We start from the raw sequence: 24,014 nt of genomic DNA, 5'->3' as shown, positions 1-24,014 counted from the left end.
CCTTTATTGACCTATAGTCAGGGTTTTTTGTAGCAGTGATTTAGTAGTGTTCATCATATCGACACTATTTTGATACGAGCGTGAAGCCGACATCATATTGACCATTTCATCGACGACACTAACATTCGGCATCGTTACATAACCGCTTGGGCTCGCAAATGGATGGTTGGGATCAAATACTTGGCGCATCGGCGAAGGATCATGAACAACACCTGCAACCTTAACGCCAGCTGCACCATTAGCATCCGCACGTAATGTACTGAAAACAACTTGACGTCCACGGTAAGGCTCTCCAGTCGAGCTGGTTACACTGTCCGCATTCGAAAGATTACTCGCCACCACATTCAGACGTTGTGACTGTGCAGACATGGACGAGCTTGCTATACCAAATACATTAAACAATGACATTTTCTATCTCTCCTGCAATGCTAATGATAAAAATCTAAATTCATAATTTAAGAAAGCGATGCTCGCATCGTACTTAATTGCGTTATCAGCAAATCGGGTACGTTCCATATCCATATCCACCGTATTCCCATCTGCACTGGGTTGTAGGGGGACGCGATATAGAATATTGTCTCCGAATAATCCAGGTGCAGAGGAATTAATGTGCATTGTCGATGTCGTATTAAGGTTTACATTTTTCAGGCCTGGAGTTGAAGAAATCTTTTCTTGAAGCATGCTGGCAAAGTCGATATCTTTCGCTTTAAAATTAGGGGTATCAGCATTAGCCACATTGCTTGAAAGCAATTCCTGCCTTGCGACCCTTAAACTTAAAGCGTTATGGTGATAATTTAATTCTTTATCAAGTTTGTTTATCATCTTCTTTGTCGCCTTAATCAAATATTTTCTATTCATTTATTAGCAGTTAGCATGCCAACTATGTTAAATGTTCAGATTGATAGACGAATCAACAATAAAGACAAGAAACAGACGTTATCTTTGAGCATCAATCCATTTGCAATTGTTTAATATGTGGATATGGCGGCAATATTTGCCGAAACCGGCAAGAACGAATGGCTCAGTGGATAAAAAATTATGATACGTTACTCAATGTTAATTCTTTGCCTATTCATGTTGACACTTGTTTTTTTTACTCCTGCATTTGCATCTCGGCACAAAACTGTTCTCCCTAATCAAGAAATACCTCTGATAAATAATGCAATTGAGAATTTCCTTTACAACAACACAACTAATCTACCTGGACAAGTCATCGTGAATGTCGGTCAAATTGATAAACATCTGGCGTTACCAAAATGTCCGCAATTAGAACCCTTTATTCCCGCAGGCAATCGCCTGTGGGGGAAAACTTCGATTGGTGTTCGTTGTAATAGCGAGCTTGCAACTTGGACCATCTACGTGCAAACAGAAATAAATGTAATGTCGGACGTATTACATACCACGCGGCCTATAGCTACTGGACAAATTATTACATATGAGGATATAGCACCTCAGAATACTAATTTGGCACAATTACCCGAGGGCATACTCACCGATGTCGCGCTAATAGTTGGCAAAGTCGCTGCAACCAATTTACCTGCCGGCCAGCCACTACGTCCGCAAATGCTACGAGCTCCTCATGTAATCTTGCGTGGACAAACCGTCAATCTGGTTGTACAAGGCCGCGGGTTTAATATCCAATCAGAAGGACAAGCATTAGCTGATGCAGCTGATGGTCAGGTTATTCAAGTTCGCAATAAATCAGGACGAATCATCAGCGGATTGGCACGCCCCAATTCAATCGTTGAAATAAGGCCATAATTCATCGCCAGTAAAATAATTCCCATGTAATAACCAAGCGCTAAAAATTATCACTGTGTAAATCAGTGATAATCACCTAAATCAGATTTATAATCATGCAATACTGAATAACAAATAATTTTTTACTGTGATTAATACAAACCATACTTTGGAAATCAAAAAAATTCTGACTGATACCCTGGGATTAGGCAAACGACTTGATACAATGGGGCCGGATGCAAAATTACTTGGCGGCATTCCTGAGCTTGATTCAGTGGCAGTCGTCACGGTTATCTTGGCTTTAGAGAAAAAATTTTCCATCTCAATAGAAGATGACGAGATTAGTGCCAAGACTTTTGAAAAACTTAGTTCATTAGTTAACTTTGTAGAAATAAAGCTAGCTGAAAAAAATGAGCAATTAGCTTGAGTCTGTTCAAAAACACCGACATGATGCTAGTTGTATCCTGATTCAATTCATGCATAATCTCTGTTGATACGATCAAATCATTATGGAGCAAAGCGTTGAAATTACACCCTGCCAATTTCTCTCATCAATATATTTTCACTGGGTATGGTGACGGATATGTAGTAATCAACCAAATAAGATATGAAAAAAATTTGATTGTATTACCGGATCGGCTGATTGAAAACTGGCCGGTTATTTCAGTTTCTGAACTAGAAATTCAACATTTTGAAAATTTGTTGCCTCATGCACTTGAAATCATTGTTCTAGGCACGGGTATCGCACATCAATTTCCAAGTCATTCCATACTGAGTCAAGCGGCTAAAATGGGTATTGGAATTGAGATTATGGATACAAAAGCTTGTTGCAGGACTTATAATATTCTAGTTGAAGAAGGGCGACGAGTCGGAGCGGTTCTATTTATATGATAAATCAATTAGTTTAATAAAGTCTGCTACCCCACTTAGTCAATCTAAACTTAATCAATCCCAAAAACACACTCGTTCACCATTTCTTTATTATAAGATTTAAAAAAAGAAATGGCCATTTCAGTCATGATTGTGATAAATTCATGGTTGGTAAGTCAGGTATATAAAATTGGCTTCCTTCATAACATTAATATAGGAGTTGAAAATGAGCAAATTTCTAATCGCTGCAATCGGTTTAGCCTTTTTACTAGGATCATCTGTCACTATGGCAAGCGGAAACAAAGAATCTTCAATGCCCCCCATGTCTGCCCAAGACATCTTGAATAAAATGCAATGCGATAACAAAAAAGCCGGCGAAAAAATCAAAGATCGTGTTGATGGTGAAATGGTCACCTGTCCTGCCAAATTAAAACAACCAAACTTTGGTAAATAATAAATCAGTAGCAGGGTAGCTATAAATAGGTCAAGTTTGGGTAGAAGAGTTTTTTGCTTCATCTAGGGAATTGCATAGATTGGATGGAGAATAAATAAATTAAGCAACTGTCAGCTTGGCCTATTGTTTTGTGTATGAGAAACAGAAAGCACGTCTCAAAATGCGCGTACAATCACCCAACCAAATAAATATTCTTTGCTATAAAGTATCTTGATAAAAAATTAAAAAATATTTTCCTCGTTCATAAAAATGCGTGAATTAATGTGTACTTGATTTGCAATTTTCATCCATTGAGAAGGAAAATAATGAAACAAATATTTATTCTGTCTTGCATCCTATTTTTTTATGCCAATAGTTCACTGGCACAAAAAAACAGTCCAGATGTTAAATCTCATGCGGCTCTTGTTTTTAATGCAAAGAATGAGCATGTCATTTATGACAAGAATGCCGATAAGGTTATGCCCATTGCTTCAATCACCAAGCTGATGACTGCCATAGTCACACTTGATGCACGTTTACCACCGGATGAAATTATCACAATAGAAAATGCTGATGTCGATAAATTGAAATACACGACTTCCCGGCTTCCAGTAGGCAGTAAGCTTTCGCGACATGAATTGTTGAAATTGGCGCTCATGTCTTCAGAAAACCGGGCAGCAGCAGCATTAGGCCGGACCTATCCCGGCGGCGCCGAGGAATTTGTGAATGCCATGAACATTAAAGCCAAACAGATTGGCATGTTCAACAGTCAATTTGTCGAACCTACCGGATTGAGCAGTAATAATGTAGCAACCGCACGCGATTTAGCCAAATTGGTCGCTGCCTCTAACGGCTATGCTGTTATACGCGAATTTTCCACCGCATTTCAACATTCCGTATCCCCAGGAAATAAGCGCGGTCAATTGCAGTACGTCAATTCCAATAGCTTAGTACGGAGCCAAAACTGGACTATCGACGTTTCCAAAACTGGCTACCTGAATGAGGCCGGACGCTGCTTAGTTATGCACACCAAAATTTCCGGACAACCCGTTGTCATCGTACTACTCAATTCATGGGGTAAAAATACGCGCATCGGTGACGCAAATCGTGTCAAGAAATGGATAGAAAGTAATCAGGTCATAAGTAAACACAACAAAACTGAATCAGATCAAAGAATTTTGCTTACTGCAAAGCCGAGCCTAAGTAATAACCACTAAACCAGCGCATAAATTTCACTATATTTATTTTTTAAGTAACCAATAAAATAATCCGGATTCAATGCCTCGCCTGTCACACGCTGAACAAGCTCTTGCGATGTGTAGAGCCTGCCTTGACGATGAATTTTCTCGTTTAACCAACCTTTAATCGGTGCAAAATTCCCTGCTGCAATGTTTTTTTCCACCTCCGGTTGCTCGTTCAGCAATGTATTATAAAACTGGCACGCATACATTGCACCCAGCGTATACGAAGGGAAATACCCAAATGCCCCACCGCTCCAATGCGAATCTTGTAGTACGCCCAACGTATCCGTAGGTGGCTTAATTCCTAGATATTTCTGCATCAATTCATTCCAAATACCAGGTAAATCATCGACCTGCATCGAGCCTCCAAACAAGCCCTTCTCGATTTCGTAGCGCAATATGACGTGCAACGGGTAAGTCACTTCATCCGCCTCCACGCGAATAAAATCCGGTTTGCAGCTATTGATCGCGCGATAAAACGAGTCCACGGTAGCAGATTGCAAGTTATCCGGAAATGCTGTGCGGATCGTATCGAAATAATGCGAGCAAAATGGCTTACTTTGCGCAACCATGCGCTCCCAAAACAGCGACTGGGACTCATGAATTCCCATCGTTAATGATTCGGATGCAGGTAAATCCCCCAGCTCATGCGGTCGCCCCTGCTCGTAAAGTGCATGACCCGTCTCGTGAATTACTGAATACAATGACTCGATAAAATCGCTCTCTTTATAGCGCGTTGTGATCCGCACATCAGTCGGGTGACTGCCGCCACAAAAAGGATGTACCGACACATCAATGCGACCTCGATCCGTATTAAAGCCGATATCCTGGCTGATTTTTCGCGCCAATGCTTCCTGCTTATCCAGCGCAAACCTGCCCTGCAAGAACGACGTATCCGGTTGCTGCGGATGGTTTTGAATAGCCTCAATCAACGGTATCAATTCCTGTTTTAGGCGTTCAAATATGGGCGTAATCATATCCATTGTTGTCCCGCGCTCGAACAGATCAATATTGGCATCATAAGGTTTCAAATCGGGTGATATACGCTGTGCCCACTCCGTCTTCAATTCCAAAAATTGCTTCAACACCGGCACGAAATTGGAAAATTTATTCTCTTGCCGCGCCATCACCCAAATACCCTGTCCACGCGAACCCAGCTCTGCCAACTCCTGCACCAATCGCTTCGGTACTTTGGTTTCCAATTCATAACTATGCAGCGCTTCGCGGATATTGCAGCGTTCCGCCTCACCCAAACAATCAGAATTCTTTTCTTTCAATTCATTGAGACAATCCCCCAACGCAGGATCAGTCATGCACTCATGAATCACCCCTGCCAGCGCCGCAATCTGCTTCGCGCGTGCTTCACTGGCACCCGCAGGCATCATCACTTCCTGATCCCACCCCAGCGTGCTCATCACACCATTCAAATGAGTAATCTCTTCCAGTTTCTGAACTAAATTCAGATAATGTCGATCCATAGCCATTCCGCTCTTTAATCAAATTACTAATCATTACACATAATCCCCTAATCTTAGGGAATAGCGCTAAAATCACAAACTCCATTTGGTACAACTTTAACACTAATCATTCACACAAACATGCTCTGGATAAAATCACTGCACATCATTTTCATGGTCACCTGGTTCGCCGGATTATTCTACCTGCCACGCTTATTCGTCTATCACGCCCAATGCGAAGATCAACCCGGCAAAGAGCGCTTCAAAATCATGGAACGCAAACTGTATTATGGCATCATGACACCCGGCGCGGTGCTCACCGTGGTGTTCGGCGTGTGGCTGTGGCTGGGTTACGGTTTTTCCGGAAGCTGGTTATATGCGAAGCTGGCACTGGTTTTGATATTGATTGTTTATCATTATTACTGCGGAAAATTTGTCACGGCGTTTAAAAATGATATCAACCAGCATGGTCATGTGTTTTATCGCTGGTTCAATGAATTTCCAGTACTGGTTTTATTTGCGGTGGTGATATTGGTGGTGGTTAAGCCGGATTTGATAACAGTGATTTCTGGGTTATTTGAGTAGCGACCGAAGCGCAAGATGAGCCTCATCTCTCCAACCCAGACTACCACGCATCAATTTCTCGTTTAAGTTCCTCACTGGTCAGAATTTTTCCCTGCCCCACAGCTTCTTGCCCTTTTCTGATCCTATCCAGCACATAAAGCCGATACATAATTTCATCCATATCTGCATCAGCAGGTAATTGATCAATCATTTTCAATGCTTCTTGTTTTGCTGCCAGCATGTTGCTTACCTCATTTATCGGTTAAAAAGACTTTATAAGGATTCAATTAATGTCCTAATTTTTATATTTAATTTCTCTGCAATTTGCTCTTGGGTTAAATGGAGATCTTTTTTGGCTTGTCGAAGCAACACACCTATCTTAAAAGCCTGATAACCCTCTTCATAATTGTCATTAAATGCAGTATCAACAGCCTTCCGCTTACTGATATATTTTTTAAATTACTCATAATTTTTTTCCTTCGGAGATAATCATTCTCTCTTGTTTCTGGATGATAATAGATGATACAAACTTATTCCGCCCTACCGAGTTGAGCTCTCACTCGAACATTTTAAAAATTTTTGTCCCACAGCATCAACATATTTTTGTACAAGAGACAAGAACATAAACGACATAGAATAATCTAGCTCATTTGACTCATCTTCTATATATACAGTCAAAAATGCTGACGTTATTTGGCTTAAGGTGATTGCCGTCATATGAGCAGGCTCAACCAAGCCAGAATTTGATGGGCCAGCAAGAAGCAAATCTTGTTTTGCCTCGGACATAGCAAAAAGAGAAAGCATTTCGCTAAAATCCGCATGTACATTTTTGCTAGCTAGTTTATAGTAATGAGACCATTTCCCTAATCCCGCATGTTCCCTAAGCTTTTCTAACCTTCCAGATCCAATATACTTCCTCGCCCAGCTAAAAGAATTATCGCCACCACTAAGTGTTTCTTTCATCTGAATAGCGACTTCTAATTCATCATTCGGATAAGGTTCCAAGTTCATTTCTCTTGCTGTTTTTTGATACTCTTGCATACCTTCAACAGCCTTAATCCTGCCATGCTTGATATAATCAATGGCGGCATCACATCCATACCTACGAATAACCAGACAAGTTACTGAAATCTCAAAAAGTGTACGCCATCTAGCAAGAGCACCATCAGCATATCCACCTTTCAGAAGCCATATTATTTCTCCAGTTATTCTGCAAGCGTTCGCATGCTGTCGCATTAAAACGCCAAGCAAAGGATCTGTTTTATAAACTGGATATTGTAAAAATTGTTTTTGAAACTCTATTCCAGCTTCAAGCGATACTTGTTTAAGCATTTGTAATTTTTGGAAACCAAATATCCATCGATCGTAATTTCTTTCAACAAATGCTTCATTTTCTTTGTTTAATTGGTCAACATTGTTAACCTCATTAGAAACCATCAAATCGTACAGTTTCTCTGAAGCTAAATTAAGAACATCTTCATAATTTATTGAATCTAAATCAGCTTTAAGCTCTGTTTCTGCCATTCTGAATAATTCTGTAAACATGAAATTTCCTTGGTATTGAGCAGTAGCACTTAGGCTAGAGCTAAACAAAATAGCTAACCTACTCATCAACAACCGTCTGTCCCGGAAACAACACATCCGTATACCCAAATAGCCGAAAATCCTTAATCCGCATCGGATACAGAATCCCTTGCAAATGGTCGCACTCATGCTGCACCACGCGCGCATGAAAGCCGCTGACGGTGCGATCGATTGCTTTACCATATTGATCGAAGCCTTGATAGCGCAGCTGTGCATAGCGCGGCACGACGCCGCGCATTCCGGGCACACTGAGACAACCTTCCCAGCCGTCTTCTTTCTCGTCGGTTAATTGCGTCAAATGTGGATTGAGTAGCACCGTAAAGGGGACTTCATCGGCATCGGGATAGCGTTGATTCTTTTTAAACCCAAAAATGACCACTTGCAGGCTCACGCCAATTTGGGGCGCCGCCAAACCTGCGCCACTTAGATCCTCCATGGTATCCTGCATATCCTGAATCAATGCGTGCAGTTCTAGGGTATCGAATCGTTCGACAAGTTTGCCCACTTGCAGCAGCAACGGCTCACCCATTTTGAGTACGGGTTTAATGGCCATCGCGACTCACCACATGTTCCAGAATATTTCTGACACCCACCATCGCTTGTTCCAACACGGCATAAATCTCCTTCAATGGAATGCCACTCACGTTAGTGCCGCGTCCTGCGGCATAATTGGCGACCACGGCAATGCTGGCGTAGTCCAAGCCCAATTCCCTAGCCAGCGCTGCTTCCGGCATACCGGTCATGCCCACGATATCCGCGCCGTCGCGTTCCAGTCGGTTAATTTCGGCGGCCGTTTCCAACCTGGGGCCCTGCGTTGCGGCATAAACCCCGCCATCGAAAATGTCCTTATTAGCATTTTTCGCTGCTTGTAGCAGCAATGCGCGAGTGCGCTGGCTATACGGAAGAGTTAAATCAATATGCGTTACCGGTTGATCCTTGCCTTCAAAAAAAGTAAAGCCGCGTCCATAGGTATAATCAATGATTTGATCTGGAATCACCAGCTGGCCCGGCGTCAGGTCGACGCGAATACCGCCCACCGACGCTACGGCAATGACATGCGAAGGCCTCAATGAGTGCAGTGCCCATAAATTTGCGCGATAATTGATCGCATGCGGCGGAATCGTATGTCCGTGTCCGTGCCGCGCCAGGAAAACGATATCTTCATTCTTCATCTTACCAAAAGTCAACGGGCCGGAAGGCTCGCCGTAAGGTGTGCGGATAATTTCCCGACGGGATATTTCCAGGCAGGATAATTGCGTCATTCCACTGCCGCCAATAATTGCAAACATGATTCTCCCAAACTTAGATTCAATCTTTTACTGCATAAACGGCAGGTAAATTCCGCCATGCCCCGTGTATATCCATGCCAAACCCGAAAACATAACGGTCCGGAACAGTCAACCCAACAAAATCAGCTTGCAGAGGCTTCGGCTTGCTCGTTTCTTTTTCTGCAAACACCGCACTATAAAATGCTTTCGCGCCATTTTCCAACACTTTGTCACGAATGGCGGCCAGCGTAATGCCTTCATCCAGAATATCATCCAGCACTAAAATAACCCGATCCTTGACACTTTCTCCAGGCTCCACCCGCCACTGAATTTCCCCGCCATGCAATTGTTTGTTATATCGTGATACATGCAAATAATCAAAATCAAGCGGGAAAGAAAGTTTTGGCAGCAGTTGTCCGACAAATACTACCGCACCGCCCATCACGCATAAAACCAGGGGTTGTTGCTGCGATAGCAACTGTGCAATATTCAGCGCCATGCGGTGTATCGTTTGCGCGACCATTTGCTCGGAATAAATAAGCTCAGCTGTATCGAGGATTTGTTGCGCTTGTTGGTAAGTCAGCATGGTAATTTTGAGATTATTGCAGCAGTTTCAGTAGCCCTAACTCATCCAGCACTAAAATTCCTAAACTCAGCGCCTTGTCGTATTTACTGCCCGGATCTACACCCACGACAACATAATCCGTTTTTTTTGAAACACTGCCACTGACTTTACCACCCAGTGCTTCAATTTTTTCTTTGGCTTCTTCGCGGCTCAGTGTGGGCAATGTTCCGGTCAACACAAACGTCTTACCATGCAACGGTTTCATTCCAACAACTAAAGCAGATATTCCCTCATGCTCAACCCAGTGCACCCCACAGGCACGCAGTTGCTCAATCACTTCGCAGTTATGTGCTTCAGCAAAAAAATCTGCGATGCTTTGCGCAACCACCGGGCCAACGTCCGGAATCTGTTGCAGACGTTCGCTACCAGCTTCGATCAGTCGGTCGAGACTGCCCAGATGTATCGCCAAATCCTTTGCGGTTGCTTCTCCAACGTTACGGATTCCCAATGCATAGATAAATCTTGCCAATGTCGTATGTTTACTCTTTTCTATCGCACGCAGGATATTATTGGCCGATTTCTCCGCCATGCGCTCCAGATTGGCAAGTGCGCCTAATCCCAATTTATACAAATCCGCTGGGGTGCGCACAATTGCTTGATCGACCATTTGATTCACCAGTTTATCCCCCAGACCTTCAATATCCATTGCTCGGCGCGAAGCAAAATGCAAAATTGCCTGCTTGCGCTGCGCGGGACAAAATAATCCACCGGTACAGCGCAATACCGCCTCATTGGCAAGCCGCACTGCTTTAGCGCCACACACCGGACAATGCTCTGGCATCAAAAAAATCTGCGCATCAGCCCGACGTTTTTCCAGTATCACCGCTACAATTTCCGGAATCACATCGCCCGCGCGGCGAACAATGACAGTATCACCGATGTGAACATCCTTGCGCTCGATTTCATCCGCATTATGCAAGGTGGCGTTGGTCACAGTCGCGCCGCCGACAAACACCGGCTTCAGACGTGCAACTGGTGTCAAGGCACCGGTTCTGCCAACCTGTACATCAATGCCCAACAGTTGCGTAACCGCCTCCTGCGCCGCAAATTTGTGCGCCAGTGCAAATCGCGGTGCACGCGACACGAATCCCAGCTGCTTCTGTTGCGTCAAAGAATTGACTTTATACACCACCCCATCAATATCATACGGCAAGCACTCACGCTGCACCTCGATCGCCTGATAATACGCTAACAATTCTTGCAGCCCTTTAACCACGCCACATTCTTTGGCAACGGGGAAATGCAACAATGCAAGATAGGCCATTACATGACTGTGCTTATCCAACGGCATGTGACTATCTTGATAGTCTCCAACGCCGTAAGCAAAGAAAGTTAAACGCCGTGTTGCGGTAATACCAGGATCCAGTTGACGTAACGACCCTGCTGCTGCATTGCGCGGATTGGCAAACTCTTTTTCGCCTTTAGCTACCTGGCGTTGATTTAAATTTAAGAAATCTGCTTTCAGCATTAACACTTCGCCTCTCACTTCCAACAATGGCGGCGGATTATCGACTGGAAGCGACAAAGGGATCGATTTAATCGTCCTTAGATTCAACGTGATATCTTCTCCCGTATAGCCATCACCACGTGTTGCACCGATTTTAAAAATGCCATCTTCATAGCATAAGCTGACAGCCAATCCGTCGAATTTAGGCTCTACCGCATACTCGATGCTGTCCACCGATAATCCTTCACAAACACGCCGATTGAATGTCTCCAGCTCCACATCCTCAAATGCATTATTCAGTGACAGCATTGGCTTACGATGCAAAATTTGTGGAAAAGCTTTAAGCGGAGCCGCGCCAACGCGTTGCGTCGGCGAATCGGCCGTGATGAGTTGCGGATAGTCTTGCTCAATGCGCTGTAATTCGCGCAGTTGTTTGTCGTATTCGGCATCGGGAATAATCGGATTATCGAGCACATAATACCGGTAATTGTGCCGTTCGATCTCAGCACGTAAATCTTGTGCATGTTGTTTTATTTTATCGATTTTCTCATTCATATCGAATTAGTATAACGAATACCGGTGAAACACGGTTTCAGTTCTTGACCAAAAATCCTTTATACTGCGTATTCATCAAAAAATTAACCCTGCGACTTCATCTTGTCTTAGAAAGTACATCATGAGTGATAATAACAACACATTAAAAATCCGTATTCAAATACAGCAGGAACCTCCACAAGCCATCGAGGAAATCTACCCTGAGCCTGAAATCATTTATGAAGAATCGCTGGATTGGAAAAAAATTTCCATTGCTGCACTTGCATTACTAACCATTTTGGCCTTACTCGGTTATTTGATTTTCAGTAGCGAAAGCTCTGAAGAGCCCTTGAATGAATCGGTTATTTCTGCACCTGAGAATATGTTTCCCCCAGAAAAGCTTGAGGCAGAACCCGATACACGCGATGACTCAGCAGAAACTCAGTTAAATGTCCCAATTAGCACACACCCTGCTCAATCAACCCCGGCAAAATCCGACAGTAATGCTATCACACCCAAAACCATAATTACGCCTACCAGAAAACCAAAAAAAAACTCTATTACTGACCAATTAGGTAATCCTGACAAAAGTGTGCCCAAAACCGCATCACAATCCAAACCGCATAAAACATCGGATCAACCCGAGGTTCTTAGAGCATTGTTAACTCATGCAATCAAAGAACGTGAACCCGTTGATTCGATTGAAACTGTACAATTGAAACCAGGTGAAACCAAGCCCATCTATTTCTACCTGCAATTACAAAACCTACAAGGAAATAATATCCGCGTTAACTGGTATTTTAATAATCAACTCAATTCACAATTGCGTTTGCAAGTACACAATGACAACTGGCGTACTCACGCCAGCAAGCAACTTGATCGCGAACGAATAGGTTCCTGGCGCGTGGAATTAATCGATGGATCGGGAAATCAACTGGCAACCCGAGATTTTACCGTCACGCAAAACTAAGTTTATTGATATTACTGAATAAGCAAGTTAGGATGCACCATGAAATATTGCAGCAACTGTAGTGCCACTGTTGAATTGATGATTCCTGAGGGTGATTCTTTACTCCGCTATGTATGTAACACCTGTAATATCATTCATTATCAGAACCCCAAAATGGTTGTCGGGTGCATTCCTGAATGGGAAGATAAAATTTTATTGTGCAAGCGTGCCATAGAACCCCGTAAAGGCTGGTGGACGTTGCCCGCCGGCTTTATGGAAAACAACGAAACGTTGGCACAAGCTGCCGCGAGAGAAACCCTGGAAGAAGCCAATGCACGAGTAGAAATAGGCGATCTATACGCTGTCTATAGCCTGCCTCATATCAGCCAAGTTTATTTTATTTTCAGGGCAAAATTGCTCGATCTCGATTTCAAACCCGGAATCGAAAGTTTGGAAGTTAAACTCGTATCTGAACAGGAAATACCATGGGAAGAAATGGCGTTTCGGGTTATTCACGATCCGCTCAGACAATACTTTAAAGAACGCAACCAGGGAAAATTCAGCCTTCATATCGGTGTAATTAACAAAACTCAGAATACTTCATGAATAATCAATTCTGAGCATTTTTTATAAGAGCGCAGAGACAATCCAATCTTAACCCTATACTGGATAGTATTGCAGAGGGCGTCACACAAATAGCTCTATTCCCATTCGGTTGATTTGCGATTATTGATTTCTACAAGCAGATCATAAAAATCTGACAAAGCGCGCGATATGTCATAATTTGAACAATGATTATATAGGCATAAGTAAATTCTAATATGGAAAATTACGAAACGCTGCTAGCAACAATAGCTTTAATGATGGGTGCTTCTTGGGCAAGCGGCATTAATCTGTACGCCGTTCTACTAGTGCTCGGGCTAGGTGGCTCTACAGGGCACATAGATTTGCCTGCTGAACTATTGGTATTGCAAGAACCGTTAGTGATAGGCGCAGCTGGCATTATGTATTTCATTGAATTTTTTATGGACAAAATCCCTGGAATGGACTCTGTATGGGACTCCATTCATACCTTTGTTAGAATTCCTGCAGGTGCCATGTTAGCGGCAGGCGCGGTTGGAGATGTAACGCCCGCACTCGAAATTGCAGCGGGTATTTTAGGAGCTGGCGTGGCTGCAACGAGCCATGCCACCAAAGCTGGTACACGACTCCTGATAAATACATCCCCCGAACCTGTTACCAATTGGTCAGCCTCCATCATGGAGGATTTCTTAGTGCTGGCTGGGATGTGGGCGGCACTGAAGCAACCAGAAATCTTTCTAATATTATTTGTTGTCTTTATGGGCATTGCCATCTGGTCATTACCAAAACTATGGTTTCTAATTAGAACCTTACTTTCTAAGATCGCAAAATTTCTTGGCTTCACAAGTGAGCAAGCTGTGGCAAGCAATGTATCGGATTCTATTACCTCAGCAATGCAATTTCAGCCGCATGACCAAATAATGGCATTAGAACGATTGCAGCAACTACACGACAAAGGCGTGCTCACAGAACAAGAATTTGAACAGCAAAAAAAAATCATTCTGAATAAAAAAAATTAGTAAGGTAATTTTACGATTAAATTTCTCAATGATTGCAATGCAATATTCTTAACAGTGTTAGCACTCAAAAAAGATTTCGAATATAACCTATAGTTAGTTCAATGCGACGCCAATGGGATATTTTTTGTACCGTTATCGATAACTTTGGTGATATTGGCGTATGTTGGCGCCTTGCCAAACAGCTAGCCCATGAACATGATCAGTCAGTGCGCTTATGGGTTGATGATCTAGTCAGCTTTGCCACTATAGTACCAAATGTAAATCCCCGGGTTCAGCAACAAAACATCCTATGCATTGAGATTTGCTACTGGCAACAGGCGTTTGTGGAAGCTAAACCGGCAGATGTGGTCATTGAAGCATTCGCGTGCGAACTGCCGGAGGTGTATGTAACTGCGATGTTACAGAAAAAAAAACCTCCCATTTGGATTAACCTGGAATATCTTAGTGCCGAGCCTTGGGTAACTCAATACCACGGCCTACCTTCACCGCATCCCCACTTTTGTTTAACCAAAACATTCTTTTTCCCTGGCTTTGTGTTGGGTAGCGGCGGCTTGCTGCGAGAAAAAAATTTACTGGAACGACAAGATGCATTTGATCAGAAAGCGGAGCAGGCATTTTTGCAACGCAAGGGCCTACTCAATAGAACAGATGATGAAATACGTATCTCTTTGTTTTGTTATGAGAACGCACCTATTGAAAAATTTATTCAAGTATTATCGGAATCAACAGTGCCTGTTTTGCTGATCGTACCGCAAGGAATTGTTGCTGATCGTATTGCAGCATTGCTTAATCATGCAGCATCCCAGATTAATGCATTAATACACCATAAGCAACTGACTATTCAGATTATTCCTTTTATGGAACAAACGGATTATGATTTAATGCTATGGAGTTGCGACTTCAATTTTGTGCGAGGCGAAGATTCTTTTGTACGTGCGCAATGGGCGACTAAGCCTTTTATCTGGAATATTTATCCTCAGCAGGAAGGTGTGCATTGGAAAAAACTGGATGCATTTCTTACGCTTTATATGGCGGATTTACCAGTGGAAGCTGCATCTGCTGTGCAAGCAATGTGGTACTGTTGGAATGGAAAGTATGAAATGAATAGCCTGATTTGGGAGAACTTGGCAGCGTTTCACAGGTCTTTGATACAGCATAATAAAAACTGGGTCAATCAATTACTGGAACTGAAAGATTTGGCGTCCAATCTGGTGCAGCTTGCAAAAAATCGGCTATAATCCTTGGTTTTTTGAACTCAGAATTCACTGTTGATAACAGATTAATCTTGCTTCTAACTTACAATTTGGAATTGAACTATGAAAACCGCAATGGAACTACGATCAGGTAACGTCATAATGATTGGTAATGACCCCATGGTTGTGCAACGGGCAGAATTTACCAAGTCTGGCCGTAACGCATCTGTGGTTAAAATGAAGTTGAAAAACTTGTTTTCCAGCACCACAACCGAAACCGTTTACAAAGCGGATGAAAAATTCGATTTGGTGGTTCTGGATAGAAAAGACTGCACATATAGCTACTACGCCGATCCGCTCTATGTTTTTATGGATGCCGACTATAATCAAATTGAGGTTGAAGCTGACAACATGTCAGACGTACTGAACTACCTAACCGATGGTATGGAAGATGTATGTCAGGTAACTTTCTACGATGGCAAGGCAATTTCTGTCGAGTTACCCAATACGATTGTACGTGAAGTTGAGTATACCGAGCCCGCAGTACGAGGCGACACGACGGGTAAGATCATGAAACCAGCCCGGCTTGCAGGAACAAATTTTGAAATTCAAGTGGCAGCTTTCGTAGAGATTGGCGATAAAATAGAAATTGCCCCACACAACAATGAATTCAGAAAGCGTGTTTGATATATCCCAATGAATTCTCAGAAAGGTGAATTTTGTCACCTTTTTATTTGGCCGCTAACTGGCGACGACTTGAATATCGGGTTCGATAGTCTTGAGCATATTCTCAATTCCTCTCAATGTGCCTGAAATAGAGCTGGGACATGTTCCACATGCACCCTGGTAATGGATGTGTAAAATGTTACCTTCGAGTCCTAGAACATGCAAATCTCCACCATCACTTTGCAGATAAGGACGCACCTCTTCATCTAGTAAGACATTGATTTTTTCCAGGCGCAGTTGATCTTCCGGACTCAAGTTAACAAGAGCCTCATTAGCAGTAGCGACAGTTTCAGCAGATTGCGCAGAAGCCGCCGGGGCTGCACGGATGGGATCGGCAATATCTCGCGCCAGGTCTTGCCAATTAGCTTCGCCATCCTGAGTGACGGTGATCCAATGATCGATATAAAAAACATTCGTGACATGATCTATATCAAATAACGCGGATGCTAACGGGTCATCTCTGGCGGCCTCGACATTATCGTATGAACGTGCCACGCCCCATGTCAGTGGTTCTTTAAGAATGAATTTCAAAGCGTTCTTATTGGGTGTTCCTTCAATATCAGCAATTTTTGGCATTTTGTCAGTATTAAAATATTGAAGCTGCTATTACATGCAGCATGGATTGCTTAATAGATGTTTTGCGCGACACTATCAACCAAAAGGATGATTCGACACCGCTTGCGTGGATTCATTATTAGCTTCAGTCGAAGTGCTAGCGATAGAGTTGAGCGCGGCATGCAGAGTGTGCCACGGTAAAATCGCGCATTTAACCCGCGTCGGTAAGTCGCGAATGCCGGAGAAAACCGTTAATCGTCCAAGATGGTGCGGATGACCGGTATCCAATTTTCCGGTGGTCAATTCGCGAAATTCGTGAATCAGTGTTTCCGCATCCGTACGAGACCTTCCTTTGACTGCTGCTGTCATCATTGATGCGGAAGCCTTGCAGATGGCGCAGGACTCTCCTTGGAAGGCAATATCACAAATCTGCTCATTTTCAAGTTTCAACGTAATATCCAAACGATCACCACACAATGGATTGTGACCAACCGCATGATGACTGGCCTGATCCAGCCTGCCATAATTGCGTGGTTTTCTATTATGGTCGAGTATGACCTCCTGATACAGAGAATTGGTATGCATTATAAAAAAACCTTTTGAACAGTTTTAATTCCAGCAACCAAAGCATCAACCTCTGTTTTGTTATTATAGAAAGCAAATGAAGCCCGAGAAGTAGCCGGCACGTTAAATCGCTGCATGACAGGCTGTGCGCAGTGGTGCCCGGTGCGAACGGCAATGCCATCCTGATTTAAGATGGTTCCAATATCATGGGGATGGATTCCATCGATGGTGAAAGAAATAACGGCAGTTTTTTCTTTCGCCGTGCCAATAATCTTAACACCAGGGATTTGGACAAGACAATCTGTTGCATAATCAAGCAATGTGGATTCATATGCAGCAATATTCTCAAGACCAATAGCTGTCAAATAATCAATGGCAGCGCCAAAACCAATGGCAGCGGCAATAGGTGGAGTACCCGCCTCAAACTTGTGAGGAATGGTGTTATAGATCGTTTCTTCAAAAGTTACCGATGCAATCATGTCCCCGCCACCTTTGTAGGGCTGCATGGATTCTAGGAGAGCAGCTTTGCCATAGAGCATGCCTACGCCAGTTGGGCCGCATAATTTATGCGCCGAGAATGCATAAAAATCGCAATCAAGCGCCTGCACATCAATAGACATGTGCGGAGCACCCTGCGCACCATCAATCAATACCGGTACATCGTATCGATGAGCAAAATCAATCATTCTTTTAATTGGATTGATTGTGCCGAGTGCATTCGAAACATGGATCAAACCGACAAACTTAGTACGCTCATTAAATAATTTTTCATACTCGTCAACTTCCAATTCGCCTTTGTCATTAATTGGAACGACACGAATCTTTGCGCCTTTTTCATTAGCCAGCATTTGCCACGGAACGATATTAGAGTGGTGCTCCAAGGTCGTAAGAATAATTTCATCGTTCGCTTTGATAAATTTACGCCCATATCCTTGCATGACCAAATTAATGGAATCGGTGGTGCCACTGGTAAAAATGACTTCCCTGTCCTCGCGTGCATTGATGAATTGTTGCAATTTGCATCGTGCATCGTGATATTCCTGCGTAGCAACTTCAGAGAGATAATGTACGGCACGATTGATATTTGCGTGTTGTTTAGTTTGATAACGTACTAAACGATCAATGACAAATTGCGGCATTTGACTAGATGCAGCATTGTCAAGGTAGACCAGCGGTTTTCCATCAATTTTCAGATCGAGAATAGGAAAATCAGCGCGAATTCTTCCCCAATCGACATCAGAAGTAATTTCTGATTTCAGAGAAATATTGACTGAATTCATAATTTATTATCCTGTGTCTGATTAAGCACAGTTTGTTCCAGTTGCTGCCTGAGGGAGCTTACGGGAATACGATTGATTATTTCTGCGCCAAAGGCGTAAGTTAATAAACTGCGTGCCGCTGTTTCCGATAAGCCACGGCTTTCCAGATAAAAAATTTCTTCTTTATCAAGCTGCCCAACTGTTGCGCCATGTGCACATTTAACATCATCGGCAAAAATTTCTAACTGTGGCTTTGTGTCTACTTGTGCGGTTTTACTAAGTAACAAGTTACGGCTTGATTGTGATGAATTTGTTTGCTGTGCATGAGGCCGTACAATAATCTTCCCATTAAACACAGCATGCGCTTTATCATTGACAATACATTTGTGCTGCTGACGACTGGTTCCATTTGGCTTTATGTGATCAATGCAGGTATGCGTATCGGCTAATTGGTTATCTGAAATCAGCGCAAGTCCATCAATAGTGCATTCTGCAGCTTCGTCAATTAACTGGACATCCAGATTGTAGCGAGAAATTTGTGCTCCCGATGAAATGCTGACCGATTGATAGTTACTTCCGTGAACCAGTGAAACCGCGCAATTTGCCAAATGATAAGCTTGTGTGCTTTCACGTTGAATTCTAATGTGTCTGGCATGTGCATTCGCAGACAAACTAATTTCTGTTACCGAATTTGTAACGTAGGCAGCCTCTCGCAGAGAGACATATTCTTCAACAAATGTTACGCTACTTCCGGACTCTCCAATTATCAAACAGCGTGGATAACTGGTCACTTCTGATTGTGCCGCAATGAACAATAAGTGAACGGGCTCTGCGATGGCGGTATTCTTTGGCACAATGATCAGTGCGCAATCACGAAGGAATGCCGTATTAAGCGCCGCGAATACGTTGTTATCAAATTTTGCGTATTGACCAAAGTGAGATTCAAGAATTGCTGCATGCGTTAATAAAAACTCTGATAAATTGCCAATTTCGAGTGTTGCAGAATCAATGATGGTCGATAATTGTGCAGAATAGTGACCGTCCACAAATACCAAAGAATTTTTTGCTTCTTTTAGATGCAGGTGTTTAATATCTTGCGCTTGCAGATCAGTGTTCGATTGTGCAGATTGAAACGATAAACGAGCAAGCGCTGAAATATCAGTGAAACGCCATTCTTCATCGCCTTTAGTAGGTAATCTCTGAGTGCCGACATAATCAATTGCGCTAGCGCGTAATTGATTTAACCAAGATAATGGCTGATTCGATTTCGTCGACCAAGATTTTAACAAGCAATCAAGATAATCAGTGGTAGCCGTTTCGCTCATGCGACTGCTCCGGCAATTGACTGTTTATTTGCAGTAACCCAATCATAACCGCGTGTCTCCAGTTCAAGCGCTAATTCTTTGCCACCTGTCATAACTATGCTACCCGACTGTATGATATGCACAAAATCCGGTACAACATAATCCAGCAAACGTTGATAGTGTGTCACCAGAATGGTGGCATTGTCTTTATTGGCAATTTGATTAACGCCATTAGCTACAGTCTTAAGCGCATCGATATCGAGTCCGGAATCCATTTCATCCAAGATGCTCAATTTCGGTTCTAGCAAGGCCATTTGCAAAATTTCGTTACGTTTTTTCTCGCCACCTGAGAAACCCTCATTGACACTCCGGTCCAGGAAATCGGGGTTCATATCTAATAATTTCATTTTTTCGCGTACGAAATCATCAAATTCGAGAGGATCCAGCTCGTCTTTGCCCCGCTGAGCTTGTATTGTGTTATAGGCAAGACGAAGAAATTGTGTATTGGCTACGCCTGGAATTTCGATAGGGTATTGAAAGGCTAAAAATAGCCCGGCACGTGCCCGATCTTCAGGTGCCAGCTCCAATAAATCTTTGTCTTCAAACCGGACGGTCCCTCCCGTAATTTCATACGCGGAGTGGCCTGCCAATACCTTTGCTAAGGTACTTTTTCCAGATCCATTCAAACCCATGATCGCATGAATCTCCCCACTTTTCACCGTGAGGTCAATACCTTTGAGAATTTCTGTGCCATTAATACTGGCGCGAAGCCCCTCAACTGAAAGGAGGGTTTTACTATTTTTAACAATCATCCGACACTTCCTTCTAATTTAAAACTGAGAAGCTTAGTTGCTTCAACAGCAAACTCCATCGGTAGTTGTTGAAATACATCTTTACAAAAACCATTAATAATCATAGAAACTGCTTCTTCCGCATCAATGCCGCGTTGTGAGAAATAAAAAAGCTGATCTTCACCAATTTTAGAAGTAGAAGCCTCATGTTCAACGATCGCACTGTTATTATGAACTTGAATGTAAGGAAAAGTATGCGCCCCACATTGATCTCCAATGAGCATGGAGTCGCATTGCGAGTAATTTCGCGCACTTTCGGCGGTTGGAGCGATGCGTACCAGACCACGATAGCTACTATTAGAGTGGCCAGCCGAGATACCTTTACTCACTATAGTGCTGCGCGTATTCTTCCCGAGATGGATCATTTTCGTCCCAGTATCAGCTTGTTGGTAATTATTGGTTACTGCCACTGAATAAAATTCACCAACAGAATTATCACCCCGCAATATGCACGATGGATATTTCCACGTGATTGCAGAACCGGTTTCTACTTGTGTCCATGAAATTCGGGAATTCTTGCCTTTTGCCAAACCTCGCTTAGTAACAAAATTATAGATACCACCAATACCATTCTCATCACCGGCATACCAGTTTTGGACTGTTGAGTATTTAATATCTGCATTATCTAATGCAACCAGCTCAACTACAGCAGCATGCAACTGATTAGTATCAAATCTAGGCGCAGTACACCCTTCAAGATAAGAAACAGCAGCGTCTTCCTCAGCAATGATTAGTGTGCGCTCAAACTGCCCGGATCCTTCTGTGTTAATGCGGAAATAGGTAGATAGATCCATCGGGCATTTAACGCCTTTAGGAATAAAGCAGAAAGAACCGTCAGTAAATACAGCAGAATTCAAAGCTGCAAAGTAATTATCACCGACAGGAACAACCGTTCCCAGATATTTCTGAATAAGTTCAGGATGGGTATGCACAGCCTCAGAAATGGAACAAAAAATAATGCCCACTTCAGCAAGCTTCTGTTTATAGGTAGTGGCTACTGAAACACTGTCAAAGATAACATCGACAGCGACACCCGCCAAGGCTGCGCGTTCGTGCATCGGCACACCAAGCTTTTCAAATGTGCGTAATAATTCAGGATCAACCTCATCCATGCTAGCCAATTTTTTCTTAGGCTTCGGCGCGGAATAATAGCTGATTGCTTGAAAATCAATTTTCGGATAGTGAACGTTTTGCCACTCAGGCTCCGTCATCGTCAACCATTTCTGATAAGCTTTCAGACGAAATGACAAAAGCCACTCAGGTTCATTCTTTTTAGCTGAAATTAATCGAATAGTATCTTCATTGAGTCCTTTGGGCGCGATATCAGACTCAATTTCAGTAACGAAGCCGTGTTTATACGGTTGATTAACCAGACTTTGCAGTACTGCACTCATTTGGTATCTTCCTTTATTTTAGTATTTATATATTTTGAAACAGATATCTTACAATCCTAAATTGCATCACATCGACCTGCTTATAGGCTAACCTGAAACAACGCTATAATTGAGATTGCTGCTAGCTAAATCTGAGCAGATTCTTTTATACTGAAACTATCACCACAGCCACATGTGCTATCAATATTCGGATTGATAAACTGGAAAGAACTATTGAGTCCTTCCTTGACAAAATCAATTTGAGAACCATCCAAGTAAGGCAGGCTATATCTATCCACCACTATTTTCGTTTTATGTGACTCAAATAACTGATCGTCGGGCCTAATCTCATCAGCATAGTCAAACGTATAAGAGAATCCTGAACAGCCCGATTTTTTAATCCCCACTCGGAGTGCAAGTCCTTTGCCGCGCTTAGCAATTTGTTGCTGGATATGTTTCGCAGCATTTTTAGTTAATGTAATTAGCATAACTTGGTCCAATATATTATCTCTTCGTATAAGCAGAAACTTATGTTAATTTGATTAGACACAGACCTAATAATATTGTTCTATAGCAATTTATCGATAAAGTAATTGTTAAACTTTTAAGAATTAAAAATATTCTTAAAACCCAATGCTCAGTTGTATGCAGCAGTTGTTTCACGTCGCATATCAAGCAGCGGCACGATTGCCTCAGTCTGCTTAGTTATCTGATTATCGACTAACTCCTTAAGTGTAACAGCTCCAAGATATTCAAAAATAAGCTCATTCAATTTTGCCCACAAATCATGCGTCATACACTTACCATCGTTATGGCAATTTTCTTTACCGCCACATTGCGTTGCATCGATAGGCTCATCAACCGCAAGAATAATGTCGGCGATTGATACCTTATCTAAATCTTTTGAAAGACAATAACCACCTCCTGGACCACGAACACTATCTACTAATTCAGATTGGCGCAGCTTTGCAAATAACTGCTCCAAGTAAGATAAGGAAATCTTTTGTCTTTGACTGATGTCTGCAAGTGTTATTGGATGGTTACTTTGCTGCAAAGCAAGATCAAGTAGCGCGGTTACCGCAAATCTTCCTTTTGTAGTTAATCTCATGATTGATCCTCTAAATTTGAGTGTTTGCAAAAATAATACCCGATTGATTTAGTCAACTATATAATACCTGATTGATTTGGTCAACTATATAATACCTGATTGATTTAATCAACTATAAATTAGATAATTATCCAACCATGCAGAAACCAGATAACCATTTAATAAATAGATGTAAAATGTGGCAACCCCCGAAAAACAACTGAGATCAAAATTAGAATTTTCTTGTAATGCACAGCAGGTTCTGAGATGAAAAAATCGAAATTCAATGATAGCCAGATCATGGCGATTCTCAAACAGGCGGAGTCAGGCGTACCTGTGCCTGAGCTGTGTCGTGTCGTGTCGTGTCGTGTCGTGTCGTGTCGTGTCGTGAACATGGTATGAGTAGTGCGACGCTCTACGAATGGCGCAGCAAATACGACGGCATGGATGCATCACTCGGAACTGGAAGATGAAAGCCGTCGGTTGAAAAAGATGTATGCCGAAGAGCGAATAAAATCCGAGTTACGTCAGGAGGCGCTTGAGAAAAAGTGGTAGTGCCTCAGCAGCGGCGCGATATGGCCAAACAGGCAGTTAAGCAAAGAAAGATCAGTATCCGTTTGGCCTGTAAGCCCTATGGTATCAGTGAAACCTGCTGTGGCTGACACACAACCAGAGAAACTGGCTGTTGCCGCTAACTAAAAACTGACCAGCTCTGCTAATTCAAAATTGAGCAAGTGAAATAGTGGCATAGCGTACTACACCGCTGTGGATAAGTCGACCAGACTGAAA

Annotated in this window: 28 protein-coding genes and 1 pseudogene; 12 read left to right on the top strand and 17 right to left on the bottom strand. The window is 42.7% G+C overall.

Annotation, left to right across the window (positions count from 1 at the left end; translation table 11 throughout):
• Positions 1–3: 3 nt before the first annotated feature.
• Positions 4–408: a flagellar basal body rod protein FlgC gene (flgC, locus tag QZV86_RS02765; protein WP_295623804.1), complete on the bottom strand. Its 405-nt coding sequence runs from the start codon at positions 406–408 to the stop codon at positions 4–6.
• A 3-nt stretch (positions 409–411) separates the two neighbouring features.
• Positions 412–858, bottom strand: a complete 447-nt coding sequence (gene flgB / locus QZV86_RS02760) for a flagellar basal body rod protein FlgB (RefSeq protein WP_366925677.1) — start codon at positions 856–858, stop codon at positions 412–414.
• A 180-nt stretch (positions 859–1,038) separates the two neighbouring features.
• On the opposite strand from flgB, the gene flgA reads away from it, so the two are divergent.
• The 5 genes from flgA to pbpG all read left to right on the top strand — a co-directional run bounded on the left by flgA (position 1,039) and on the right by pbpG (position 4,260).
• A complete protein-coding gene (gene flgA, locus QZV86_RS02755) occupies positions 1,039–1,761 on the top strand; it encodes a flagellar basal body P-ring formation chaperone FlgA (RefSeq protein WP_295623802.1) in 723 nt (240 codons plus the stop codon).
• A 127-nt stretch (positions 1,762–1,888) separates the two neighbouring features.
• Positions 1,889–2,167, top strand: a complete 279-nt coding sequence (locus QZV86_RS02750) for a phosphopantetheine-binding protein (RefSeq protein ID WP_295623800.1) — start codon at positions 1,889–1,891, stop codon at positions 2,165–2,167.
• Between the two features lie 95 nt (positions 2,168–2,262).
• Positions 2,263–2,631 carry an Mth938-like domain-containing protein gene (locus QZV86_RS02745; RefSeq protein ID WP_295623798.1) on the top strand — a complete coding sequence of 123 codons (369 nt, stop codon included), beginning with the start codon at positions 2,263–2,265 and terminating at the stop codon, positions 2,629–2,631.
• A gap of 205 nt (positions 2,632–2,836) precedes the next feature.
• Positions 2,837–3,064, top strand: coding sequence for a hypothetical protein (locus QZV86_RS02740; protein WP_292920598.1), 228 nt, complete (start codon positions 2,837–2,839; stop codon positions 3,062–3,064).
• A gap of 305 nt (positions 3,065–3,369) precedes the next feature.
• The gene (gene pbpG / locus QZV86_RS02735; protein WP_295623796.1) at positions 3,370–4,260 is read left to right on the top strand and encodes a D-alanyl-D-alanine endopeptidase; all 891 of its coding nucleotides are present in this window, start codon (positions 3,370–3,372) and stop codon (positions 4,258–4,260) included.
• Here the strand turns inward: pbpG and QZV86_RS02730 are convergent.
• Positions 4,257–5,762 (bottom strand): carboxypeptidase M32, encoded by a 1,506-nt coding sequence (locus QZV86_RS02730; RefSeq protein WP_295623794.1) that lies wholly within the window; start codon positions 5,760–5,762, stop codon positions 4,257–4,259. The genes pbpG and QZV86_RS02730 overlap by 4 nt on opposite strands.
• A 120-nt stretch (positions 5,763–5,882) precedes the next feature.
• Between QZV86_RS02730 and hemJ the strand changes: the two genes are divergently transcribed.
• A complete protein-coding gene (gene hemJ, locus QZV86_RS02725; RefSeq protein WP_295623792.1) occupies positions 5,883–6,326 on the top strand; it encodes a protoporphyrinogen oxidase HemJ in 444 nt (147 codons plus the stop codon).
• Between the two features lie 40 nt (positions 6,327–6,366).
• Here the strand turns inward: hemJ and QZV86_RS02720 are convergent, their stop codons facing one another.
• The 6 genes from QZV86_RS02720 to ligA all read right to left on the bottom strand — a co-directional run bounded on the left by QZV86_RS02720 (position 6,367) and on the right by ligA (position 11,784).
• A complete protein-coding gene (locus QZV86_RS02720) occupies positions 6,367–6,546 on the bottom strand; it encodes a hypothetical protein (RefSeq protein WP_295623790.1) in 180 nt (59 codons plus the stop codon).
• Positions 6,547–6,845: 299 nt separating this feature from the next.
• Entirely contained in the window at positions 6,846–7,850 is a 1,005-nt protein-coding gene (locus tag QZV86_RS02715; RefSeq protein ID WP_295623788.1) for a DUF5677 domain-containing protein, read from the bottom strand.
• Positions 7,851–7,908: 58 nt separating this feature from the next.
• A complete protein-coding gene (gene def, locus QZV86_RS02710; protein WP_295623787.1) occupies positions 7,909–8,442 on the bottom strand; it encodes a peptide deformylase in 534 nt (177 codons plus the stop codon).
• Complete coding sequence (locus QZV86_RS02705; RefSeq protein WP_295623785.1) at positions 8,432–9,178, bottom strand: S-methyl-5'-thioinosine phosphorylase; 747 nt, start codon at positions 9,176–9,178, stop codon at positions 8,432–8,434. The genes def and QZV86_RS02705 overlap by 11 nt, the downstream gene beginning before the upstream one ends.
• A 19-nt stretch (positions 9,179–9,197) precedes the next feature.
• The gene (locus tag QZV86_RS02700; protein ID WP_295623783.1) at positions 9,198–9,743 is read right to left on the bottom strand and encodes a hypoxanthine-guanine phosphoribosyltransferase; all 546 of its coding nucleotides are present in this window, start codon (positions 9,741–9,743) and stop codon (positions 9,198–9,200) included.
• Between the two features lie 13 nt (positions 9,744–9,756).
• On the bottom strand, positions 9,757–11,784 hold the full coding sequence (ligA, locus tag QZV86_RS02695; RefSeq protein ID WP_295623781.1) for an NAD-dependent DNA ligase LigA: 2,028 nt from the start codon (positions 11,782–11,784) through the stop codon (positions 9,757–9,759).
• A 121-nt stretch (positions 11,785–11,905) separates the two neighbouring features.
• Here ligA and QZV86_RS02690 point away from each other — a divergent pair, with 121 nt between their 5' ends.
• The 5 genes from QZV86_RS02690 (at position 11,906) to QZV86_RS02670 (ending at position 16,193) form a co-directional block, all read left to right on the top strand.
• Positions 11,906–12,733, top strand: a complete 828-nt coding sequence (locus QZV86_RS02690; RefSeq protein WP_295623779.1) for a DUF2914 domain-containing protein — start codon at positions 11,906–11,908, stop codon at positions 12,731–12,733.
• A 39-nt stretch (positions 12,734–12,772) separates the two neighbouring features.
• Complete coding sequence (locus QZV86_RS02685) at positions 12,773–13,318, top strand: NUDIX hydrolase (RefSeq protein WP_295623777.1); 546 nt, start codon at positions 12,773–12,775, stop codon at positions 13,316–13,318.
• Positions 13,319–13,533: 215 nt separating this feature from the next.
• Positions 13,534–14,313 (top strand): DUF4126 family protein, encoded by a 780-nt coding sequence (locus tag QZV86_RS02680; protein ID WP_295623775.1) that lies wholly within the window; start codon positions 13,534–13,536, stop codon positions 14,311–14,313.
• A gap of 101 nt (positions 14,314–14,414) precedes the next feature.
• Positions 14,415–15,551 carry an elongation factor P maturation arginine rhamnosyltransferase EarP gene (gene earP, locus QZV86_RS02675; RefSeq protein WP_295623773.1) on the top strand — a complete coding sequence of 379 codons (1,137 nt, stop codon included), beginning with the start codon at positions 14,415–14,417 and terminating at the stop codon, positions 15,549–15,551.
• A gap of 78 nt (positions 15,552–15,629) precedes the next feature.
• Entirely contained in the window at positions 15,630–16,193 is a 564-nt protein-coding gene (locus QZV86_RS02670) for an elongation factor P (RefSeq protein WP_292920613.1), read from the top strand.
• Between the two features lie 54 nt (positions 16,194–16,247).
• On the opposite strand, the gene QZV86_RS02665 is transcribed toward QZV86_RS02670, so the two are convergent.
• From QZV86_RS02665 to iscR, 8 genes are all read right to left on the bottom strand, one after another.
• Positions 16,248–16,808 (bottom strand): NifU family protein, encoded by a 561-nt coding sequence (locus tag QZV86_RS02665; protein WP_295623770.1) that lies wholly within the window; start codon positions 16,806–16,808, stop codon positions 16,248–16,250.
• A 75-nt stretch (positions 16,809–16,883) separates the two neighbouring features.
• A complete protein-coding gene (gene sufU, locus QZV86_RS02660; RefSeq protein WP_295623768.1) occupies positions 16,884–17,372 on the bottom strand; it encodes a Fe-S cluster assembly sulfur transfer protein SufU in 489 nt (162 codons plus the stop codon).
• Positions 17,372–18,631: a cysteine desulfurase gene (locus QZV86_RS02655; protein ID WP_295623766.1), complete on the bottom strand. Its 1,260-nt coding sequence runs from the start codon at positions 18,629–18,631 to the stop codon at positions 17,372–17,374. The genes sufU and QZV86_RS02655 overlap by 1 nt, the downstream gene beginning before the upstream one ends.
• Entirely contained in the window at positions 18,628–19,935 is a 1,308-nt protein-coding gene (gene sufD, locus QZV86_RS02650; RefSeq protein ID WP_295623764.1) for a Fe-S cluster assembly protein SufD, read from the bottom strand. The genes QZV86_RS02655 and sufD overlap by 4 nt, the downstream gene beginning before the upstream one ends.
• The gene (gene sufC, locus QZV86_RS02645) at positions 19,932–20,726 is read right to left on the bottom strand and encodes a Fe-S cluster assembly ATPase SufC (protein WP_295623762.1); all 795 of its coding nucleotides are present in this window, start codon (positions 20,724–20,726) and stop codon (positions 19,932–19,934) included. Before sufC ends, sufD begins: the two co-directional genes overlap by 4 nt.
• On the bottom strand, positions 20,723–22,159 hold the full coding sequence (gene sufB / locus QZV86_RS02640; protein WP_295623760.1) for a Fe-S cluster assembly protein SufB: 1,437 nt from the start codon (positions 22,157–22,159) through the stop codon (positions 20,723–20,725). Before sufB ends, sufC begins: the two co-directional genes overlap by 4 nt.
• A 125-nt stretch (positions 22,160–22,284) precedes the next feature.
• Positions 22,285–22,626, bottom strand: a complete 342-nt coding sequence (locus tag QZV86_RS02635) for an iron-sulfur cluster assembly accessory protein (protein WP_295623758.1) — start codon at positions 22,624–22,626, stop codon at positions 22,285–22,287.
• A gap of 149 nt (positions 22,627–22,775) precedes the next feature.
• Positions 22,776–23,246, bottom strand: a complete 471-nt coding sequence (gene iscR / locus QZV86_RS02630) for a Fe-S cluster assembly transcriptional regulator IscR (protein WP_295623756.1) — start codon at positions 23,244–23,246, stop codon at positions 22,776–22,778.
• 246 nt (positions 23,247–23,492) lie between these two features.
• Between iscR and QZV86_RS02625 the strand changes: the two are divergent.
• Positions 23,493–23,878, top strand: a pseudogene (locus QZV86_RS02625) (transposase); the annotation flags it as partial.
• Positions 23,879–24,014 lie beyond the last annotated feature (136 nt).

This window comes from uncultured Nitrosomonas sp., from assembly GCF_902826915.1.
Classification (GTDB): Bacteria; Pseudomonadota; Gammaproteobacteria; order Burkholderiales; family Nitrosomonadaceae; genus Nitrosomonas.
Note: the sequence above shows the minus strand (reverse complement) of the source record. Positions and strands in the feature narration are given on the sequence as shown.

Excerpts from the sequence above, each read along its gene's own strand:
- sufB (WP_295623760.1), bottom strand. The coding sequence starts at position 22,159 with ATGAGTGCAGTACTGCAAAGTCTGGTTAATCAACCGTATAAACACGGC.
- earP (WP_295623773.1), top strand. The coding sequence starts at position 14,415 with ATGCGACGCCAATGGGATATTTTTTGTACCGTTATCGATAACTTTGGT.
- sufD (WP_295623764.1), bottom strand. The coding sequence starts at position 19,935 with ATGAGCGAAACGGCTACCACTGATTATCTTGATTGCTTGTTAAAATCT.
- QZV86_RS02665 (WP_295623770.1), bottom strand. The coding sequence starts at position 16,808 with ATGCCAAAAATTGCTGATATTGAAGGAACACCCAATAAGAACGCTTTG.
- QZV86_RS02705 (WP_295623785.1), bottom strand. The coding sequence starts at position 9,178 with ATGTTTGCAATTATTGGCGGCAGTGGAATGACGCAATTATCCTGCCTG.
- def (WP_295623787.1), bottom strand. The coding sequence starts at position 8,442 with ATGGCCATTAAACCCGTACTCAAAATGGGTGAGCCGTTGCTGCTGCAA.
- QZV86_RS02655 (WP_295623766.1), bottom strand. The coding sequence starts at position 18,631 with ATGAATTCAGTCAATATTTCTCTGAAATCAGAAATTACTTCTGATGTC.
- flgA (WP_295623802.1), top strand. The coding sequence starts at position 1,039 with ATGATACGTTACTCAATGTTAATTCTTTGCCTATTCATGTTGACACTT.
- flgC (WP_295623804.1), bottom strand. The coding sequence starts at position 408 with ATGTCATTGTTTAATGTATTTGGTATAGCAAGCTCGTCCATGTCTGCA.
- QZV86_RS02670 (WP_292920613.1), top strand. The coding sequence starts at position 15,630 with ATGAAAACCGCAATGGAACTACGATCAGGTAACGTCATAATGATTGGT.
- QZV86_RS02715 (WP_295623788.1), bottom strand. The coding sequence starts at position 7,850 with ATGTTTACAGAATTATTCAGAATGGCAGAAACAGAGCTTAAAGCTGAT.
- flgB (WP_366925677.1), bottom strand. The coding sequence starts at position 858 with ATGAATAGAAAATATTTGATTAAGGCGACAAAGAAGATGATAAACAAA.
- QZV86_RS02730 (WP_295623794.1), bottom strand. The coding sequence starts at position 5,762 with ATGGATCGACATTATCTGAATTTAGTTCAGAAACTGGAAGAGATTACT.
- QZV86_RS02720 (WP_295623790.1), bottom strand. The coding sequence starts at position 6,546 with ATGCTGGCAGCAAAACAAGAAGCATTGAAAATGATTGATCAATTACCT.
- QZV86_RS02690 (WP_295623779.1), top strand. The coding sequence starts at position 11,906 with ATGAGTGATAATAACAACACATTAAAAATCCGTATTCAAATACAGCAG.
- iscR (WP_295623756.1), bottom strand. The coding sequence starts at position 23,246 with ATGAGATTAACTACAAAAGGAAGATTTGCGGTAACCGCGCTACTTGAT.
- QZV86_RS02680 (WP_295623775.1), top strand. The coding sequence starts at position 13,534 with ATGGAAAATTACGAAACGCTGCTAGCAACAATAGCTTTAATGATGGGT.
- ligA (WP_295623781.1), bottom strand. The coding sequence starts at position 11,784 with ATGAATGAGAAAATCGATAAAATAAAACAACATGCACAAGATTTACGT.
- QZV86_RS02700 (WP_295623783.1), bottom strand. The coding sequence starts at position 9,743 with ATGCTGACTTACCAACAAGCGCAACAAATCCTCGATACAGCTGAGCTT.
- hemJ (WP_295623792.1), top strand. The coding sequence starts at position 5,883 with ATGCTCTGGATAAAATCACTGCACATCATTTTCATGGTCACCTGGTTC.
- sufU (WP_295623768.1), bottom strand. The coding sequence starts at position 17,372 with ATGCATACCAATTCTCTGTATCAGGAGGTCATACTCGACCATAATAGA.
- QZV86_RS02635 (WP_295623758.1), bottom strand. The coding sequence starts at position 22,626 with ATGCTAATTACATTAACTAAAAATGCTGCGAAACATATCCAGCAACAA.
- pbpG (WP_295623796.1), top strand. The coding sequence starts at position 3,370 with ATGAAACAAATATTTATTCTGTCTTGCATCCTATTTTTTTATGCCAAT.
- QZV86_RS02685 (WP_295623777.1), top strand. The coding sequence starts at position 12,773 with ATGAAATATTGCAGCAACTGTAGTGCCACTGTTGAATTGATGATTCCT.
- sufC (WP_295623762.1), bottom strand. The coding sequence starts at position 20,726 with ATGATTGTTAAAAATAGTAAAACCCTCCTTTCAGTTGAGGGGCTTCGC.
- QZV86_RS02740 (WP_292920598.1), top strand. The coding sequence starts at position 2,837 with ATGAGCAAATTTCTAATCGCTGCAATCGGTTTAGCCTTTTTACTAGGA.